Source organism: Streptomyces sp. McG3, assembly GCF_018619185.1.
Classification (GTDB): Bacteria; Actinomycetota; Actinomycetes; order Streptomycetales; family Streptomycetaceae; genus Streptomyces.
In genome coordinates this window covers 1-16,372 of the sequence record NZ_JAAXYC010000171.1, presented here as the reverse complement: position 1 = coordinate 16,372, position 16,372 = coordinate 1, and the positions used below count along the sequence as shown (strand labels likewise).

Below are 16,372 nucleotides of genomic sequence, written 5' to 3'. Positions count from 1 at the left end.
GTGCTGACCCCGCCCGCGCCGTCGACGGCGCGGGCGGGGTCAGCACAGCGGCCATGATCAGCTGCCTCCGAGCCGGAACACGGAACCCGCGGTCCGCGCGAGCACGCACGCGTCCTGCCACAGCGACCAGGTCTCGATGTAGCGGTTGTCGAAGCGGGCCCGCTCCTCGATGGAGGTGTCACCGCGCAACCCGTTCACCTGGGCGAGACCCGTGATGCCCACGGGCATCCGGTGGCGGGCCTGATACCCGGGATGGGCGCGGCTGAACTGTGCTACGAAGAAAGGGCGTTCGGGGCGCGGGCCGACCATGCTCATATCGCCCCGCAGGACGTTCCACAGCTGCGGCAACTCGTCGAGGGAGGTCCGGCGCAGCACGCGGCCGACCCGGCTCATCCGCCCGTCGGACGCGACGTTCCAGCGGGTGGCCGACTCCTGGACGTCGGCGGGCCGCAGCGTACGGAACTTCAGCAGCACGAAGGGGCGTCCGTGCCGGCCGACGCGTTCCTGACGGAAGATCACGCCCGGCCCGTCGGAGAGCCGCACGGCCAGGGCGCAGGCCGCCATCACCGGGGCCGCCAGCAGCAGCCCGACCGCGGCCAGGGCGGCGTCCACCGCCCGCTTCGCCCCGTGGCCGAGAGGACGGTTCGTCCCGTCGTGCAGCGGCTGGACGGTGAAGCCCCACAGATGATCGGGGCGGCCTTCCGCAGGGGGCCCCGCGACGGCGCCGGGACCGGTGACCAGCCACACCCGGCAGCCGTGACCGGTGAGCAGAGTGAAGAGAGCGGCACCGTCCGGGGTGGACTCGGGCGGGGCCGTGAACACCGCGTGCCGCACGCTGTTCTGGACGACGGCCCGCCCCACCTCCTGGGGCGAGGCCAGGACCGGCAGCGGCACGGAGTCGGAACCCGTCGGCTGCTTCTCGTCCCCGGACACCGGGGGCGCGACCAGACCGACCGGCCGCAGTCCGTAGGCGGGGTGGTCGTACAGGGCGGCCGTCACCTGACGGGCCGGCGGTCCCTGGCCCACGACCAGCGTGGACAGCGGGCGGCGGACGGCGGCCCGCCGCAGTACCCCGTACACGGCCGCGCGTCCAGCGCAGGTCAGCACGGTCTGCGTGGCGGCCCCGTACGCGAGCACCGCCCAGCCGATCGCCTGCTGCGGCGCCCAGACGGCCAGCACCTCCATGGTCACGTACCACTGGAGGAGGGTGAGGCCGAGGAGGGCGGGGAGTTCGGAGAGGACCGAGGGGGACAGCCGCATCGCGTACAGGCGACGTCGAGCGAGGAGCAGCACCTGCGCCACCGCCTGGACGGCCACCAGCATCCAGGGCCACGGGACCGGGACGACCAGGGCGAACGTCACGGCCGGGGCCAGGGCGTCCGCGCACAGGAGCGGCGCGAGACGGCCGTACCGGACGGTCCTGCGCTCGCCGGGCTGCGTCCGGGTGCCGCCGCCTCTTCGCGGTGGATGAACCGTGTGAGCCTGTACGGCTGTTGCCTGACCAGCGCCGGGAACCGGTGTGCTCTCCATCGTCATCGCTCGGTGCGCTTCCTCGTGGGGCCGGACATGCCGACCAGTTCCTGGTAGAGACCGGCGACCGCCCCCGCGGTCCGTCGGACGTCGAAGGCCGTCCGGGTGTGGCGCAGGGCCCGGTGGGCCAGCGCATCGCGCAGCGCCGGGTCGGCGAGCAGTGCGGTCAGCGCCGCGGCCAGTGCCTCCGGATCCTCCGGAGGCACCAGACAGTGGTCCTCGTGGCCGGGCGGCAGGCTCTCCCGAGCCCCGTTCACGTCGGTCATCACGACGGGGCGCCCGCAGGCCATGGCCTCCAGCGGGGCCAGCGCCATGCCCTCCCAGCGGGAGGGCAGCACGAGGACGTCCGCCGCGTGGATCCACGGCCGCACGTCCTCGCAGGCCCCGGTGAACAGCACGCCCGGCGGGGCCGACGCCTCCAGTCCGTCCCGGTCGGGCCCGTCCCCCACCAGCACCAGACGGGCCCCGTCCACCGGCATCCGGTGCCAGGCCCGCAGCAGCACGTCCTGCCCCTTCTGCCGGGTCAGCCGGCCGACGCAGACGACCAGCGGGGTGTCCGCGCCCGCGCCCTCCAGTAAGGGCAGCGAGGCGCGGGCCTCCGCACGGTCCCCGCCTCCGCAGGGACGGAAACGGTCGAGGTCGATGCCGTTGTGGATGACCGACCAGCGGGCGGCGATGCCCGCCTCCTGTCCGGTGCGGCGTTCGGACTCGCTGACGCACAGGATGTGATCGGCCCAGCGCGCGCCGAACCGCTCCCAGCCGAGCGCGAGTTCCGCGGTGCGCCCGCCGACCGCCTCGAACGACCAGGCGTGCGGCTGGAACACGGTGGGGATCCGGCCGCGTACCGCGATCCGGCCGGCCAGTCCCGCCTTGGCGCTGTGGGCGTGCACCACGTCCGGGCGGCTCACGCGGACGATCCGCCGCGCGGCGGCCACCTCACCGGCCAGCCGGGGCCCGGGGGCACGGGTGACGGACCAGCCGTGGACCTCGGCGCCCGCGGCCGCCGCCCCGAGGGCCAGCGGGCTCCCGGGCGGGCAGGCCACCACGGGGCGCAGCCCGGACCCGGCCTGGGCCCTGACGAGATCGGTGACGACCCGGGCCACTCCGCCGTCCACGGGCTGAACCAGATGAAGGACCGTCAATGGGCTTTCTTCAGTACGACGCATGTGCAGCACGCACGGCTCTCTTCGCTCAATCCGGTGAGTAAGACCCGCCGGCGATGGGGGGTGGCGGCGTCGCCGGGCCGGGTGCACGCACCCAGCCCCGCTCCTTCTTCCACCCCCCATTGCCGGCGGGTCTAAGCCGAAATGCACTTTGGCAGAGTTGTGGCGAAATCGTGCGCGTGACTCGCTCATACGACCACAGGGGGATGACGCGGGAATGAGGGCCGTTCGGGTGGTCGCGCAGCAGATCGGCGCATGACCGCGGGCCTGTTACTGGCAGCCGGTGAAGGGCTTGCCGAGAGTCCCCGTACGGAATGGCGGAGGTATTCCGTACGTATCCCGCCGTTTATATCGTCAGCCTTTTTCCGGCATGGCGTACTGCGCCGATCGCCGCACCGGATGGCGGCACCATCTATCGGGGGCTAGTGCCTTCTCGTGGTGGCGGACGGAGTGGCGAAAGAGACGTGTCCGGCGCGCGCCACGATGTCCACCTCGTCGCCCAGAGCCCATTCCGCGACCCGTGACGCCATCGCCGCCGGCACCACGTCACTGATGTCCGGCGCGGCCGGAATGTCGTACGTGGCGTGGGCGTCATGGGGCAGGACGACCCGGTAGCCGAGCTCCAGGGCCCGGCGGGCGGTGGCGAGTACGCACATCTCCGACATCACCCCGCACACGGCGAGCGCCCGGACGCCCGCCGCTCTCAGCTCCGCCTCCAGCGACGTCTCCTCGAAACCGTCGTCCTCGCTCTTGCGGATCACCGTCTCGGCCGGCCCGGTGCGCACGGGCAGGTGCAGCTCCCACCCGGGCGTCCCCGGCTCGTCGGGCTCTCCGGCGGGGCCGTCGTTCTGCAGATGGACGACGAGCGCCCCGGCCTCCCTGGCCCGCCCGATCAGATCCGTCACCCGGTCCAGCAGCCGGGGCGCGTCGGGCACGGCGGTGTCCCCCGCGACGAACGCCGACTGGACGTCGACGACGAGCAACGCCGTGACGGGAGCGGGAAGAGCGGTCATGCCGGGGGAGTCCTCACGTCGTCACGTCGTCGCGGCCGGTGCGTGCGCGAAGGCCCGCCCGGAGCCCATCGTGCCGTACGCGGGGCCGTGGCCGCCCGCCGATTTCCGGCAGGCGGCCACGGGTCAGCCGGTGCGGTCCACGAGGTACGGGATCAGCGTGAGCAGATCCCCGCGCGCACCCTCCGCCAGCGGAACCCGGTCCAGACAGACGCGGGCCGCGGCCAGGTGCTCGTGCGCCTCGGCGACCGCGGCCCGCCGCCCGCCGGCCTCGTCGATCAGCTCGGCCGCACGGCGCGCCGCCAGGTCGTCGAGCGGCCCGGCCGAGGTGAGCAGCGCGTCGAGACGCCGGGCCGCCGGGTGGTCGGCGGACAGGGCCGCGAGCACCGGGTACGTCTTCTTGAGCCGCCGCAGATCGCTGTGCACCGGCTTGCCGGTCACCTGCGGATCGCCCCAGATCCCGAGCAGGTCGTCCACCGCCTGGAACGCCACCCCCACATGCCGCCCCGCCAGGTCCAGCGCCTCGACGGTGCTCGCCGGGGCGCCGGCCAGCACCGCGCCCAGGGCGGCGGCGCACCCCAGCAGGGAGCCCGTCTTGTGGGTGGCCATCGACCGGTACTCGTGCGGCAGGACGGCCCCGGGCCCGGTCCACGGCCGGGACTCGAAGAGCAGGTCCTGCGCCTGGCCGTTCACCAGATCGCCCAGCGCGCGCGCCAGTTGCCGGACCGCCGCCGCGCCGCCGGGGCCCGGGGCCTCCGCCAGCGTGGAGACGGCCAGCGCGAACAGCGCGTCCCCCGCGAGGACCGCCGGGCCGGTGCCGTACGCCTTCCACAGCGTCGGCCGGCGACGACGGGTCTCGTCCCCGTCCATGATGTCGTCGTGGATCAGGGAGAAGGTGTGGATCAGCTCGACGGCCACCGCGCCGAGCACCGCGTCCGCCCCGCTGCCGCCCGCGGCCTCCGCGCCGAGCACCGCGAGCGCCTGGCGGACCCCCTTGCCCTGGGATCCGGGCGACGGCTCGCCGCCGGTGCCGCTCCAGCCCAGCGAGAAGGCGGCCGTCTCCGCGTGCCAGGGGTGCAGCCGCCCCACCGACTCGACCAGGGCCGGGCGCACCAGTTCGCGGCAGCGGTCCAGTATCTGCGGAGCGCTCGCCCGGCTGGTCGTGGAGAGCGTCATCGGCGGCCGTCCCGCTCGTCCGCGGAGGCCGGTTCCACGCCGAGTTCGGCGTAGGCCTTCTCGACCATCTCCTGGGCGTTGAGCAGCCCGATCCGGCTCAGCCTGCCGCGCAGTTCGTCCAGCTCGGCGGCGGTGGCGTCGCGGTCCCGGCCCAGCCTGGCCCGCGCCTTGACCAGGCCGAGCGAGGCGAGCGCCTCGCCCCGCGGCTCGTCCATCGCGCGGAACTCGCCGAGCGCCTGCTCGTAGACCCCCCGCGCCTCTTCGTACCGCCCGGCGCGGAAGAGCACGTTGGCCCGCATCTTGTGGTTGTAGGCGAGGGCGCTGGAGAGGTTCATCTCGCGGCAGGTGACCTCGGCCTCGGAGAGCAGATCGAGTGCGCGCCCGGTCGCCCCGTCCCGGAGGGAGACGATGTCGGCGATGCCGCGCAGGGCCCAGGCCCGGCCGCGCCGGTCGTCCGCGTTCCCCGCCAGGACGGCCGCCTCCTCGAACATCTCCAACGCGGTGTCCAGCGAGCCGGTGTTGCGGTGGATCTGCGCGATGCCCTCCAGCGCCCAGACGGTGTGCCGGGCCTCACCCCGGGCACGGGCCTCGGTCAGCAGTTGTTCGTGCAGCGTCGCGACGGTCGCGTAGTCGCCCTGGATCCGTCCGGTCTCGGCGAGACCGGCCAGCGAATAGCCCCGGGCGACCACGTCCCCGCCCCGCTTGCCCAGCTCCGCGGCGAGGCCGAGCAGCCGGAACGCGAGGCGCAGCGAACCGCGTTGGCGCGCCAGCGTGCCGCCGCTCCACAGCGCCCACGCCATCGCCCCGGTGTTCCCGGCCGTGCGCGCGGCCCGGTAGCTGGCCTTCCAGGCCCGGTCGGCCTCGGCGACCTGCCCGAGCCTGCGGTGCGCCTCGGCCACGGCCAGGCCCGAACGCGCCACCTCCTCCTGTGATCCGGAGAGCTCGGCCTGCTTCAGGTGGCGAACTCCCTCGGCCAGTACGTCGGTGAGGGAGGCGTTCACCGACATCTTGGTGAGCGCTCCCTGGTACTCGGGCGCCAGTGCCTTGGTCTGCATGGGGGCCTTCCGCGCAGTGCCGGGCCCCGCGCCGCGCGGACTATACCCTCCATGTATACGCGGGGGGTATAGTCCGGCGGTCGTGCAGGCCCGGATCTTGTGGGGGTTGGGCACCGCACGTCACACGCGGCGCACCGTCCTGTCGTGGATCAAGACGGCGGCCGGGCGCGGAGGGTTGCTCGGGAAGCCCAGGTCGTTCCGCATTCGCGCCACGGGCCGCCTCCTCACGTCCTCCCCGTGCGCCGCAGCCGGTGGCGTACCGCCCGCCGGGCCACCGGGCCGAGCTCGTCCAGCACCCCGGCCAGCTCGGTGAGCTGCTCCAGCGCGGCGAAGGCGCTCCCGGCCCCCGCGGGGTCGACTCCCTCGTACAGCTCCAGGCCCACGAACGACCCGGTCACGGCGCGTGCCAGGCCCACCGGGTCGGTGAACTCGCCCAGCGGCGAGTCCGCCAGGATCCGGGTGAGGACCTTCTCGATCTCGGCGGTCCACAGGTCGAGCCCGGCGGCCGTCGCGGGCGCCAGCCGGGGCTGGGTCTGCGCTCCCGCGAGCACCTGGGCGAGAAAGGCGACATGGCCGCCCGCCCGCTCCTCCTCGTGCAGCTCGCGCCCGCACTTCAGCAGCTCGGCGAGGGTCGTGACAGTGGCGAGCCGGTCGCGGTGACGGGCCACCCGCTGCTCCGCCCCGTACCGGCAGGCCGCCGCCAGCAGCTCGTCGACCGAGCCGAAGTGATAGAACACCAGCGCCTGGTTGACCCCGGCCGAGGCCGCCACCGAGCGGGCCGACGTCTTGGCGATCCCCTGTTCGGCGAGGGTGCGCAGCGCGCCCTGAAGGAGCTTCGTCCGGGTGTCCGCCCCCGCCGCGCTCCCCGTCACGCCCGCGCCTCTTCGCGGACCGGGCGCAGGCCCGCCCGCACGCCGTGGCGCAGGGCGTCGACATAGCGGGCACGGAACGTTCCCTCGTACCCGAACAGGGGGCCGAAGTGGCGGTTGGTCACCGCGACCCGGATGCGGAAGCGGCCCGTGGCGTCGTCGAAGGACTCGCGGACCTCGGCGTCGCCGCCGATCAGCCGGGGGACCCGCACGTCGACAGGCCCCTCGCGGAAGCGGTGCTCCCCGGAGCGGATGAGCAGCGAACCGTCGGGCTCCGCGGTGAGCCGCAGGTCGGTGGCCAGGTGCTGGTGGGTGCCGAGGTAGTCCAGCACGCAGGACCGCTCGGGGCTGTGCACCATCGTGGCGTCGAAGCGGCGCTCCCCGCCCGGCAGGGCGAACGTCCGGACGAAGGTCACGGTCTCCCGGCCGTGGGCGTCGGTGTACGGCACGTTCTCGATGGTGAACGGGACGTCGCGGCCGGTCCTCGGCACCAGGATGTTGCGGGTCGCGCCGAGCGCGAGGAACGGCTTCACGAACGCCCGGCCGTGCCAGATCCGGTCCATGGAACCGCGCCCGACGCACGCCTCCCCGCTCTCCAGACCGACCGAGAAGCGCCGTCGCAGCTGGGGATGGAGCCGCTCGAAGTCGGCTCCCATCGCCCGGGCGAAGATCGAGGTCACGGGCGCTCCAGGCGGGCGAGGAGGGACGGGGCGACGGCGGGACGGCCGGGCGGTCTGCGCAGGCAGCGCCGGGCGGCGGGCGTGCGGGGAGACGGCGGTACCAGCAGCGCGGCCAGCGCGGCCGGCAGCACGGCCGCCGGGCCGAAGGGGAGGGCGGCCGCCACGGCGAGGACCCGTACCAGGACCTCCGCCAGCGCGTACGCCAGCGACCGGGCCGGGCTGATGTCCCGCTCGCACCACAGCCGCAGCCGGTCGAAGGACCAGGCGGTCGCCCAGCCCATCAGGGGCCGGAACACCAACCGGTCGGCGACCGCGCCGAAGCGGCCCCAGCGGGTCCGGTAGTCGTAGCCGGTCAGAAAGCGGATGCCGTCGGCGGTGGGAACGTAACGCCAGTACCCGCTGCCCTCGGCCAACGGCGAAAGCCACTCCGAGGAGGCGAAGCGCAGCGCCGAGACCCGCTCGCCGTCCGCCCGCTGCCGCTCGCCCGCGCTCGTCCCGGTCCCCGCGACGGTGAGGAAGGGCAGCACCCGGGTCGCGTACCGGAAGCGCTGGGCGGAACCGGCCGGACCGGGCAGGTGGCTGATCTCGGTGAAGCGCAGATCCCACCGCTGATGCTGGGCGGGCTCCTGCGTCCGCCGCCACAGGCGTTCCGGATCCGCGCGGATCAACGCCTCTATGTACAGGCCCATGTGCGCCCCCGGGTCGGCCACGAGGGGTTTGAGCGACTGCTCAACCCTCTCCGTTCGCCAGGACGCTACCAGAAGGAGTTGAGCAGTCGCTCAAACCCCTCGAACGGCGGCCCCCGGCGCGCGACGCAACCGCTGCCGCGCTCGAATGGACGGGTGACGGCGCCCCCGGACGACTGCCTCGCCCGTAACGAGTGGATCTGCGGGGCCTACCTCTCCAGCCGCCGCGAGATCCTGATGGACGCGGTGCTGCAGCACCTCCAGCTCACGGCCGCGTCGGTGGCCATCGCGCTCCTCCTCGCCGTCCCCCTGGCGGTGGCCGCCCGCCGGTGGCGCTGGGCGGCCGGCCCGGTGCTGGGGCTGACGACGATCCTGTACACGATCCCCTCGCTCGCGATGTTCTCGCTGCTGCTGCCGCTGTACGGACTCTCCGCCGCGCTGGTGATCGCGGGCCTCGTCCTCTACTCCCTGACGCTGCTCGTCCGCAACATCCTGGCCGGGCTCCGGGCCGTCCCCGAGGAGACCCGGCAGGCCGCACGCGGCATGGGCTACGGGCCGCTGCGCCTGCTGATCGCCGTGGAGCTCCCGCTCGCCCTGCCCGCCGCGATGGCCGGGCTGCGCATCGCCACCGTCTCCGCCGTCTCCCTGGTCACCATCGGGGCGATCGTCGGCCACGGGGGACTCGGCAACCTCATCTACTCCGGCATGAACACCTACTTCAAGGCCCAGGTGCTCACCGCCTCCGTCCTGTGCGTCGTCATCGCCGTCGCCGCCGACCTGCTGCTCCTGGGAGCGGGACGGCTGCTGACCCCCTGGACCCGGAGGCGGGCGTGAACACACCCAGCAAGGGGGTGCAGGGGTGAACACCCTCTCCGACACCTGGTCCTGGCTCACCACCGCCGCCCACTGGTCCGGCCCCGACGGCATGGGGAACCGGCTCGGCGAACACCTCTACCTCACCGTCGTCTGTCTGCTCATCAGCTGTCTGATCGCCCTCCCCGTCGCCCTCGTCCTGGGCCACCTCGGCAAGGGCGGCGCGCTCGCCGTCAACCTCTCCAACATCGGCCGGGCCGTGCCCACCTTCGCCGTACTGGTCCTGCTGCTGCTCACCCCCATCGGGACGCACGGGCAGTGGTCGACGGTCATCGCCCTCGTGCTCTTCGCCGTGCCGCCGCTCCTCACCAACGCCTACGTCGGAATGCGCGAGGTCGACCGGGACGTCGTCCGGGCCGCCCGGGGCATGGGCATGACCGGCAGCCAGCTGCTGCTGGGTGTGGAGCTGCCGCTCGCCCTCCCGCTGATCCTCACCGGCGTGCGGATCGCCGCCGTCCAACTGGTGGCCACCGCCACCATCGCGGCGCTCGCCGGCGGCGGGGGACTGGGCCGGATCATCACCGCGGGCTTCAACCTCGCCTCCACCCCGCAGGTGGTGGCCGGGGCGATCCTGGTGGCCGTCTTCGCCCTCCTCGTCGAGAGCCTCTTCGAGGCGGGGCAGCGTCTCGCCCCCCGGCGCGACCGGGAGGCCGCGTGAGCCGCGCCCGCCGGGCCCTGGCCGCGCTGGCCCTCCTCGCCGCCACGGCCTGTACCGCCGGCCCGGCGCTGGAGAACCAGGGCGAGGTCACCGCACCGCCCGGCGACAGCGAGCACCTCACCGTCGGATCGGCCGGCTTCACCGAGAGCGATCTGCTGGCCCAGCTGTACGCGCTGCTCCTGGAGCACGCCGGGTACTCCGCCGACATCATCTCCGTGACCAACCGCGAGATCTACGAACCAGCCCTGGAGAACGGCCAGATCGACGTGGTGGCGGAGTACGCGGCGACCTTCGCCGACTGGCTGAACGCCAAGGCCAACGGGGCCGACGCGCCCCCGGTCGGATCGCCCGACCTCGCCACCACCATGAAGGAGCTGCGTTCGCTCGCCGTCCCGCGCGGACTCACCGTGCTCGACCCCGGCCGGGCCGTCGACCAGAACGCCTTCGCCGTCACCGCCGCGTACGCGAAGGAACACGGACTGAAGACCCTCAGCGACGTGGGCGCCGCGAAGCTGCCCGTACGGCTGGCGGCGGGCGACGAATGCGCCCAGCGGCCCTACTGCGCCCCCGGTCTGCGCAGGACGTACGGCATCGACGTCGTCGCCGTCGACCCGAAGGGTGTCGGCACCACCCAGGCCAAGCAGGCGGTGCAGAGCGGTCAGGACCAGATGGTCCTGACCACCACGACCGACGCCACGCTGGACCAGTTCGGACTCGTCCTGCTGGAGGACGACAAGAAGCTTCAGAACGCCGACTACGTGGTCCCCGTCGTCAACCGCGCACGCGCCGGGAGCACCGGGGTGCGCGACGCCCTCGACCGGCTCAACACCGTGCTGACCACCGCCGACCTGGCCTCGATGAACGAGCGGGTCGACAGCTGGCGCAGGCTGCCCGAGGACGTCGCGCGCACCTACCTGGAGTCGAAGAGGCTCCTCCCGGAGGGCTGAGAGGCAGCCCGACAGCTCAGGAGGCGGGCGGTGCCGGGGGCCAGGGCACACCGGCCAGCAGGGGAAGGACGTGCTCCTCCTCGTAGTCGAGGTGGGCGGTCAGCTCCTGGGTCATCCGGGCCAGTTCGGTGCGGAAGCGGTCCGGATCCGCGATGGCGACGTCGGCCAGCAGGGCCGCGAGCGCCGACTGGACGGCCGCGATGCTCCGGTGCTCCTCCCGCAGCCGGTCGAAGACGTGTCCCAGCTGGGGGTGGTAGCCCTCCATCGTCGGGAACATGTGCCCGTCCTCGGCCGTGTGGTGGAACTCCAGGGCCTGGCAGAACGCCAGACAGCGCTGCCGGATCTGGAGCCCGAGACCGGGCGCGGGCGCCGCGCCCCCGTCCCCGTGGGCGGCCCGCGCGGCGAAGTGCGCCTCCGTCTCGTCGTGCACGTGGCGCAGTTGGCCGCGCAGCCAGGTGTGCACCTCCACCAGCTTGTCGGCGAGCGAGGCGATCACGGGGGCCGTCGCCTCGGGCTCGGGCCGTTCCAGGACCACGACCGGCAGCAGCCGGTCCGTCGCGTCCTGGTAGTCCGCGTACCCGGGCGCTTCGGCGACGACCCGGGCGAAGAGTTCGTCGCGCCGCGCCCCTTCGGCCGGTACGGCGAGGGAGTCGAACTCCTCGTCCCCCAACTCGACCCGCACGGTGGGACGGGCGAGGAGATTGCGGTACCAGTCGGGGTGGAGCGGTGCGCCGAGGTTGGAGCCGACGACGAGCAGCCGCCGGCCGTCGCGGACGTATCCGAGTGGTGTGGTGTGGGGCTTGCCGGAGCGGGCTCCCGTGGTGGTGAGCAGAAGGAGGTCGGCGCCCTCGAAGGGACCGCCGACCTTCCCCGCGTTGGCGCGGAACTCGGTGATGACGGAGTGCTGGAAGGCATGGGGCATGGAGGTTCTGGGTCTCCCGGAAGGAAAGCGGGCGGCGAAGGCCCGGCGTCGCGGAGTGCCCGCGGCGAAGCGTTCGGAGGCTCGAAGTGCTCAGGGGCAGGGGGCGATGGGTGGACTCACGGCGTCATCCCTGCGAAGAAGGTGCTGGCTTGACCGCCGGCCGGCCCAGATCTCTTTGGCCGACGTCACGCTGCACGTGCACATCACAACCCGGGCGGTGCGGGTCTGTCAACGCGGGGACGGGCAGCGCCGGAAAAGGCGTTGCCCGTCGTCCGGACGGCTGCGACGCTTCCGGTCATGCCCGCTGAACAAGAGACCCTTACTCCGCCGTCGCAGACCCCTCGCGCCCACCGGGTCGACGCGCTCTTCTCACACGGCCGCCTGATCGCGATCCCGCGCAAGGAGGCCCGGCGGGAGCAGTTGCTCGTGCACCTCGCCGACACGCTGTTCGAGCGGGAGCGCTCGTACAGTGAGCGCGAGGTGAACGAGGCGCTCCGCACCGTCCACGAGGACTGCTCCGCGCTGCGCCGCTACCTCGTCGTGGCGGGGCTGCTGGTCCGGGCCCGGGACGGCAGCAGCTACCGCCGCGGACGCTGACCGCTGAACCGGGTCAGTTGAGGGTGTCGGGGTCGGGACCGGTGCGCATGCCCCGGTCCAGGGCGGCGATCGCGTCCATGTCCTCGGCCGACAGCTCGAAGTCGAAGACGTCGATGTTCTGCCGGATCCGCTCGGGCGTGACCGACTTCGGGATCACCACGTTGCCGAGCTGGAGGTGCCAGCGCAGGACCACCTGAGCCGAGGACTTGCCGTGCCGCTCGGCGATGGAGACCAGTGCGGCCTCATTGAGCAGGGCGCCCTGGGCCAGCGGGCTCCAGGCCTCGGTGGCGATGCCGTGCTCGGCGTGGAAGGCGCGCAGCTCGGCCTGCTGAAGACCCGGGTGCAGCTCGATCTGGTTGACGGCCGGGACGAGCGTGCCCGTCTCCAGCAGCCGGCTCAGGTGGGCGGGCTGGAAGTTGGAGACCCCGGCCGCGCGGATCCGGCCGTCGGCGGCCAGCTTCTCCAGGGCGCGCCAGCTCTCCGGGTACAGGTCGTGCGCGGGGGTCGGCCAGTGGATCAGGTAGAGGTCGACGTGGTCGAGGCCGAGCTTGGCCAGGCTCGCGTCGAAGGCCGCGAGCGTCGCGTCGTAGCCCTGGTCGGCGTTCCACAGCTTGGTGGTGACGAAGAGCTCCTCGCGGGGGATCCCGGAGGCGGCCAGCGCCCGGCCCACGCCGACCTCGTTGCCGTAGACCGCCGCGGTGTCGATGGACCGGTAGCCGGCCTCCAGCGCGGCGGAGACGGCGGCGGTGGTCTCGTCGTCGGGCACCTGGAAGACGCCGAAGCCGAGCTGGGGGACGGTCACGCCGTTGTTGAGCGTGACGGTGGGGACGGTGGACATATGAAGGCCTTCCAGTAGAGCGGTGCAGCGGTGTGCCGCGTACGCGTCGTCCGCCGGAATCTCTGGCGTACGACGTTTACTGGCGTCCACAATAATTGCGCACGCGGGTTATGTGCAAACGCGGGCAAGGTGCGCCGGGTCACCCCCGCCCTAGGCGTCCGCCACGGAATCGAACTCCACCTCCTCACGGCCGACCCCCTGCGCGTCGGCGTCCACCGACCGGCGCAGCGCCTCGTGCAGCTTGGCGGGGGTCAGCACGCCGAGGAACCGGGCCCCGTCCAGCACCGCCACCCACCCCGCGTCGCGCTGGAGCATCTCGCTGAACGCCTGCTTCAACGGGGCGCCCACCGGCACCCACGCGTCCATCCGGCGGGCGAGGGAGCCCACCGTCCCCTCCGCCCCGGCCGACCGCAGCGCGTCCGCCGACACCCAGCCGTGCAGCTCGCCCGCGCCGTTCAGGACCACCGCCCAGCGGGCCCCCGCAGCCGCCAGCCGGGCAGCCGCGATCCCGGCGTGCTCCTCCAGCCGGGCCACCGGCGGCTCCTCCAGGTCCTCCGGCTCGATCGCGGTGACCGACAGCCGCTTCAGCCCCCGGTCGGAGCCCACGAACCGGGCCACGTACGGGGTCGCCGGGGTGCCGAGCACGGCGGCCGGGGTGTCGAACTGCTCGATGCGTCCCTCCCCGTACACCGCGATCCGGTCGCCCATCCGCACCGCCTCCTCGATGTCGTGGGTCACCAGGAGCACCGTCTTGCGCAGCCGCTGCTGGAGCGCCAGGAACTCGTTCTGCAAACGCTCCCGCACCACCGGGTCCACCGCGCCGAACGGCTCGTCCATCAGCAGCACCGGCGGATCCGCCGCGAGCGCCCGCGCCACGCCCACCCGCTGGCGCTGCCCGCCGGAGAGCTGCGCCGGATAGCGCGAGCCGTACGTCCTCGGGTCCAGGCCCACCAGGTCCAGCAGCTCCGCCGCCCGCTCCCGGGCCCGTGCGCGCTTCCAGCCGACCAGCGCCGGAACGGTCGCGGTGTTGTCCAGGACGGTCCGGTGCGGGAAGAGGCCCACCTGCTGGATCACGTAGCCGATCCGCCGGCGCAGCTTCACCGGGTCGATCCCGGCGATGTCCTCGCCGTCCACGAGGATCCGGCCCGAGGTCGGCTCGATCAGCCGGTTCACCATCATCATCGTGGTCGTCTTGCCGCAGCCGGACGGTCCCACCAGGGTCACCAGCTCGCCCTCCGCCACCTCGAAGGACAGCCCGTCGACCGCCGTCGTCCCGTCCGGATAGACCTTGCCGACCTGCTCGAACCGGATCATGTCTGAACGCTAAGAGCGCCCCGGCCGCACCGCACACGGGCCGGGACCGTCCGGGGCATCGCCCGACGACCCCTTCGCCGGACCGGTGCGGCCATGTGCTGAACTGGCCCTTTCGCCCGGATCAGTCCGCACCCCCGGCTTCAGGAGTTCCCGTGATCAGTTACCGGCAGCCCGGCGTCGTCCTCACCGACCGCCGCTTCACCGTGCCCCTGGACCACAGCGACCCCGGCGGCGAGCAGATCGAGGTCTACGGCCGGGAAGCGGTCGCCACCTCCCGGGCCGGCGAGGAGCTGCCCTGGCTGGTCTACCTGGAGGGCGGCCCCGGCTTCGGCGCGCGCCGGTTCGTCGGCACGGAGGCCTGGCTCGGCCGTGCCCTGCGCGAGTTCCGGGTACTCCTCCTGGACCAGCGCGGCACCGGACTGTCCACCCCGGCCAACCGGCAGACCCTTCCGCTGCGCGGCGGCCCGCGTGAACAGGCCGAGTACCTCGCCCACTTCCGCTCCGACTCCATCGTCCGCGACTGCGAGCTGATCCGGCCGCGGCTCACCGGCGGAGCGCCCTGGACGGTCCTCGGCCAGTCCTTCGGCGGTTTCTGCGCCGTCCGCTATCTCTCCTCGGCCCCCGAGGGCCTCGCGGCGGTCCTGATCACCGGCGGACTGCCCTCGCTGGACGCGCACGCGGACGACGTCTACCGGGCCGCGTACCCCCGTGTCGAACGCAAGGTCGCCGCCCACTACGCCCGCTACCCCCAGGACGTCGAGCGCGCCCGCGCGATCGCCGCGTACCTCGCCGAGCACCGGCCCGAGAGCGCCGGACACCGGCTGACGCCCGAGGGCTTCCAGTCGCTCGGCATCATGCTCGGCTCGGGCAGCGGCAGCCACCAGCTCCACTACCTGCTGGAGAACGCGTTCGTCCGCACCCCGGGCGCCACCGAACTCTCCGACGCCTTCCAGGAAGCCATGCGCACGGCCGCCTCCTTTGCCGGGCACCCGCTGTACGCCCTGCTCCACGAGGCCATCTACGGGCAGGGCGAGCGCCCCACCGCCTGGGCCGCCGAGCGGGTCCGGGCCGAGTTCCCGCGGTTCGACGCGGCGACGGCGCTGGCGGGCGACGGCCCGGTCCTCTTCACCGGCGAGACCATTCACCCCTGGCACTTCGACGTCGACCCGGCCCTGCGCCCGCTGCGCGAGACCGCCGAACTCCTCGCGCAGCGCACCGACTGGCCCGTGCTGTACGACCCCGAGCGGCTCGCCGCCAACGAGGTCCCGGTCGCCGCGGCCGTCTACCACGACGACATGTACGTCGACACCGCGGACGCGCTGCGCACGGCGGCGGCGATCCGGGGGCTGCGGACCTGGGTGACGGACGAGTACGAGCACGACGGCGTGCGCGCGGGCGGGCCCCGCGTGCTGGACCGCCTGCTGGCGCTGGTCCGCGACGAGGCCTGACCGACCGCGCCCCGCGCGCCCGGCCCGGGGCCGGGCGCGGACCGGCCGGCCCCGTCGGATCAGCGCTGGAGATCCTCCAGCGTGGCGTCCAGGTCGCCGGCGGCGCGCGGGGCCCGGTTGTGCGGCAGCTTGGAGAGCACCGCGGCCATCCCGCACGTGTTGCTGACCGCCGAGTACACCAGGCCCGTGCCGACGCCCGCGGACAGCCAGCGCGCCGCCGGGAAGCGGATGCCGGCCACCAGCCCCGCCACCACCAGCGAGCCGGCCGCGAGCCGCACCTGACGCTCCATGGGCCAGGTGGTGCGCGCGCCCTCGGGCCGGTCCAGGCCGCGGCCGTCACCCTCCCAGGCCGACGTGCCGCCGGTCAGGGTCACGGCCTCGATGTCCGCTCCCGCGAGGATCTCGCAGGCCCGCGTCGACCGGACCCCGGAAGCGCAGACCACCAGCAGCGAACCGCGAGCGGAGGCGGACTTGAGCGCGGGCAGCGCGTCCGGCAGCTTGTCGAGCGGGATGTTCAGGGCGCCGGGAACGTGTCCGGCGGCGTACTCGCCCGGAGCCCGCACGTCGATGACGGTGAACTCCTCCAGACGGGCTGCGGCCTGGGCG

General features: G+C 73.6%; 17 protein-coding genes. 5 read left to right on the top strand and 12 right to left on the bottom strand.

The genetic code is table 11. The features are described 5' to 3' along the window. Window positions 1-57: 57 nt before the first annotated feature. The 8 genes from HET64_RS24610 to HET64_RS24575 all read right to left on the bottom strand — a co-directional run bounded on the left by HET64_RS24610 (window position 58) and on the right by HET64_RS24575 (window position 8,172). The gene (locus HET64_RS24610) at window positions 58-1,536 is read right to left on the bottom strand and encodes a sugar transferase (RefSeq protein WP_215109016.1); all 1,479 of its coding nucleotides are present in this window, start codon (window positions 1,534-1,536) and stop codon (window positions 58-60) included. Continuing rightward, on the bottom strand, window positions 1,533-2,696 hold the full coding sequence (locus tag HET64_RS24605) for a glycosyltransferase (protein WP_215109014.1): 1,164 nt from the start codon (window positions 2,694-2,696) through the stop codon (window positions 1,533-1,535). Before HET64_RS24605 ends, HET64_RS24610 begins: the two co-directional genes overlap by 4 nt. Window positions 2,697-3,115: 419 nt before the next feature. After that, window positions 3,116-3,706, bottom strand: a complete 591-nt coding sequence (locus HET64_RS24600) for a cysteine hydrolase family protein (RefSeq protein ID WP_215109013.1) — start codon at window positions 3,704-3,706, stop codon at window positions 3,116-3,118. A gap of 123 nt (window positions 3,707-3,829) precedes the next feature. Next, a complete protein-coding gene (locus HET64_RS24595; RefSeq protein WP_215109010.1) occupies window positions 3,830-4,879 on the bottom strand; it encodes a polyprenyl synthetase family protein in 1,050 nt (349 codons plus the stop codon). Further along, a complete protein-coding gene (locus tag HET64_RS24590; RefSeq protein WP_215109008.1) occupies window positions 4,876-5,934 on the bottom strand; it encodes a tetratricopeptide repeat protein in 1,059 nt (352 codons plus the stop codon). Before HET64_RS24590 ends, HET64_RS24595 begins: the two co-directional genes overlap by 4 nt. A 224-nt stretch (window positions 5,935-6,158) precedes the next feature. After that, entirely contained in the window at window positions 6,159-6,806 is a 648-nt protein-coding gene (locus tag HET64_RS24585) for a TetR/AcrR family transcriptional regulator (protein ID WP_215109006.1), read from the bottom strand. Further along, on the bottom strand, window positions 6,803-7,483 hold the full coding sequence (locus tag HET64_RS24580) for a DUF4166 domain-containing protein (RefSeq protein ID WP_215109004.1): 681 nt from the start codon (window positions 7,481-7,483) through the stop codon (window positions 6,803-6,805). The genes HET64_RS24585 and HET64_RS24580 overlap by 4 nt, the downstream gene beginning before the upstream one ends. Next, a complete protein-coding gene (locus HET64_RS24575; RefSeq protein WP_215109002.1) occupies window positions 7,480-8,172 on the bottom strand; it encodes a hypothetical protein in 693 nt (230 codons plus the stop codon). Before HET64_RS24575 ends, HET64_RS24580 begins: the two co-directional genes overlap by 4 nt. 153 nt (window positions 8,173-8,325) lie before the next feature. Here HET64_RS24575 and HET64_RS24570 point away from each other — a divergent pair, with 153 nt between their 5' ends. The 3 genes from HET64_RS24570 to HET64_RS24560 are packed head-to-tail and all read left to right on the top strand — an operon-like array spanning window position 8,326 to window position 10,647. Beyond that, window positions 8,326-9,003 carry an ABC transporter permease gene (locus HET64_RS24570; protein ID WP_215109000.1) on the top strand — a complete coding sequence of 226 codons (678 nt, stop codon included), beginning with the start codon at window positions 8,326-8,328 and terminating at the stop codon, window positions 9,001-9,003. A gap of 25 nt (window positions 9,004-9,028) precedes the next feature. Further along, the gene (locus HET64_RS24565) at window positions 9,029-9,700 is read left to right on the top strand and encodes an ABC transporter permease (RefSeq protein WP_215108998.1); all 672 of its coding nucleotides are present in this window, start codon (window positions 9,029-9,031) and stop codon (window positions 9,698-9,700) included. Further along, window positions 9,697-10,647, top strand: a complete 951-nt coding sequence (locus tag HET64_RS24560; protein WP_215108996.1) for an ABC transporter substrate-binding protein — start codon at window positions 9,697-9,699, stop codon at window positions 10,645-10,647. Before HET64_RS24565 ends, HET64_RS24560 begins: the two co-directional genes overlap by 4 nt. 16 nt (window positions 10,648-10,663) lie before the next feature. Here HET64_RS24560 and HET64_RS24555 read toward each other — a convergent pair whose 3' ends face one another. After that, on the bottom strand, window positions 10,664-11,569 hold the full coding sequence (locus tag HET64_RS24555; RefSeq protein WP_215108994.1) for a nitroreductase/quinone reductase family protein: 906 nt from the start codon (window positions 11,567-11,569) through the stop codon (window positions 10,664-10,666). A 297-nt stretch (window positions 11,570-11,866) separates the two neighbouring features. On the opposite strand from HET64_RS24555, the gene HET64_RS24550 reads away from it, so the two are divergent. Continuing rightward, window positions 11,867-12,166 (top strand): DUF2087 domain-containing protein, encoded by a 300-nt coding sequence (locus tag HET64_RS24550; RefSeq protein WP_215108991.1) that lies wholly within the window; start codon window positions 11,867-11,869, stop codon window positions 12,164-12,166. A gap of 13 nt (window positions 12,167-12,179) precedes the next feature. Here the strand turns inward: HET64_RS24550 and HET64_RS24545 are convergent, their stop codons facing one another. Continuing rightward, window positions 12,180-13,004, bottom strand: a complete 825-nt coding sequence (locus tag HET64_RS24545) for an aldo/keto reductase (RefSeq protein WP_215108989.1) — start codon at window positions 13,002-13,004, stop codon at window positions 12,180-12,182. Between the two features lie 150 nt (window positions 13,005-13,154). Continuing rightward, window positions 13,155-14,318, bottom strand: a complete 1,164-nt coding sequence (locus HET64_RS24540) for an ABC transporter ATP-binding protein (RefSeq protein WP_215108987.1) — start codon at window positions 14,316-14,318, stop codon at window positions 13,155-13,157. A 152-nt stretch (window positions 14,319-14,470) separates the two neighbouring features. Between HET64_RS24540 and HET64_RS24535 the strand changes: the two genes are divergently transcribed. Then, window positions 14,471-15,766 carry an alpha/beta fold hydrolase gene (locus HET64_RS24535; protein ID WP_215108985.1) on the top strand — a complete coding sequence of 432 codons (1,296 nt, stop codon included), beginning with the start codon at window positions 14,471-14,473 and terminating at the stop codon, window positions 15,764-15,766. Window positions 15,767-15,825: 59 nt separating this feature from the next. Here the strand turns inward: HET64_RS24535 and HET64_RS24530 are convergent. Next, a partial coding sequence (locus HET64_RS24530; protein ID WP_215108983.1) for a rhodanese-like domain-containing protein occupies window positions 15,826-16,372 on the bottom strand: 547 nt, incomplete at its 5' end.

What these genes read in the sequence shown, in the direction of transcription:
- HET64_RS24575 (WP_215109002.1), bottom strand. Translation starts at nt 8,172, where the DNA reads ATGGGCCTGTACATAGAGGCGTTGATCCGCGCGGATCCGGAACGCCTG.
- HET64_RS24545 (WP_215108989.1), bottom strand. Translation starts at nt 13,004, where the DNA reads ATGTCCACCGTCCCCACCGTCACGCTCAACAACGGCGTGACCGTCCCC.
- HET64_RS24600 (WP_215109013.1), bottom strand. Translation starts at nt 3,706, where the DNA reads ATGACCGCTCTTCCCGCTCCCGTCACGGCGTTGCTCGTCGTCGACGTC.
- HET64_RS24595 (WP_215109010.1), bottom strand. Translation starts at nt 4,879, where the DNA reads ATGACGCTCTCCACGACCAGCCGGGCGAGCGCTCCGCAGATACTGGAC.
- HET64_RS24550 (WP_215108991.1), top strand. Translation starts at nt 11,867, where the DNA reads ATGCCCGCTGAACAAGAGACCCTTACTCCGCCGTCGCAGACCCCTCGC.
- HET64_RS24555 (WP_215108994.1), bottom strand. Translation starts at nt 11,569, where the DNA reads ATGCCCCATGCCTTCCAGCACTCCGTCATCACCGAGTTCCGCGCCAAC.
- HET64_RS24590 (WP_215109008.1), bottom strand. Translation starts at nt 5,934, where the DNA reads ATGCAGACCAAGGCACTGGCGCCCGAGTACCAGGGAGCGCTCACCAAG.
- HET64_RS24605 (WP_215109014.1), bottom strand. Translation starts at nt 2,696, where the DNA reads ATGCGTCGTACTGAAGAAAGCCCATTGACGGTCCTTCATCTGGTTCAG.
- HET64_RS24540 (WP_215108987.1), bottom strand. Translation starts at nt 14,318, where the DNA reads ATGATCCGGTTCGAGCAGGTCGGCAAGGTCTATCCGGACGGGACGACG.
- HET64_RS24610 (WP_215109016.1), bottom strand. Translation starts at nt 1,536, where the DNA reads ATGACGATGGAGAGCACACCGGTTCCCGGCGCTGGTCAGGCAACAGCC.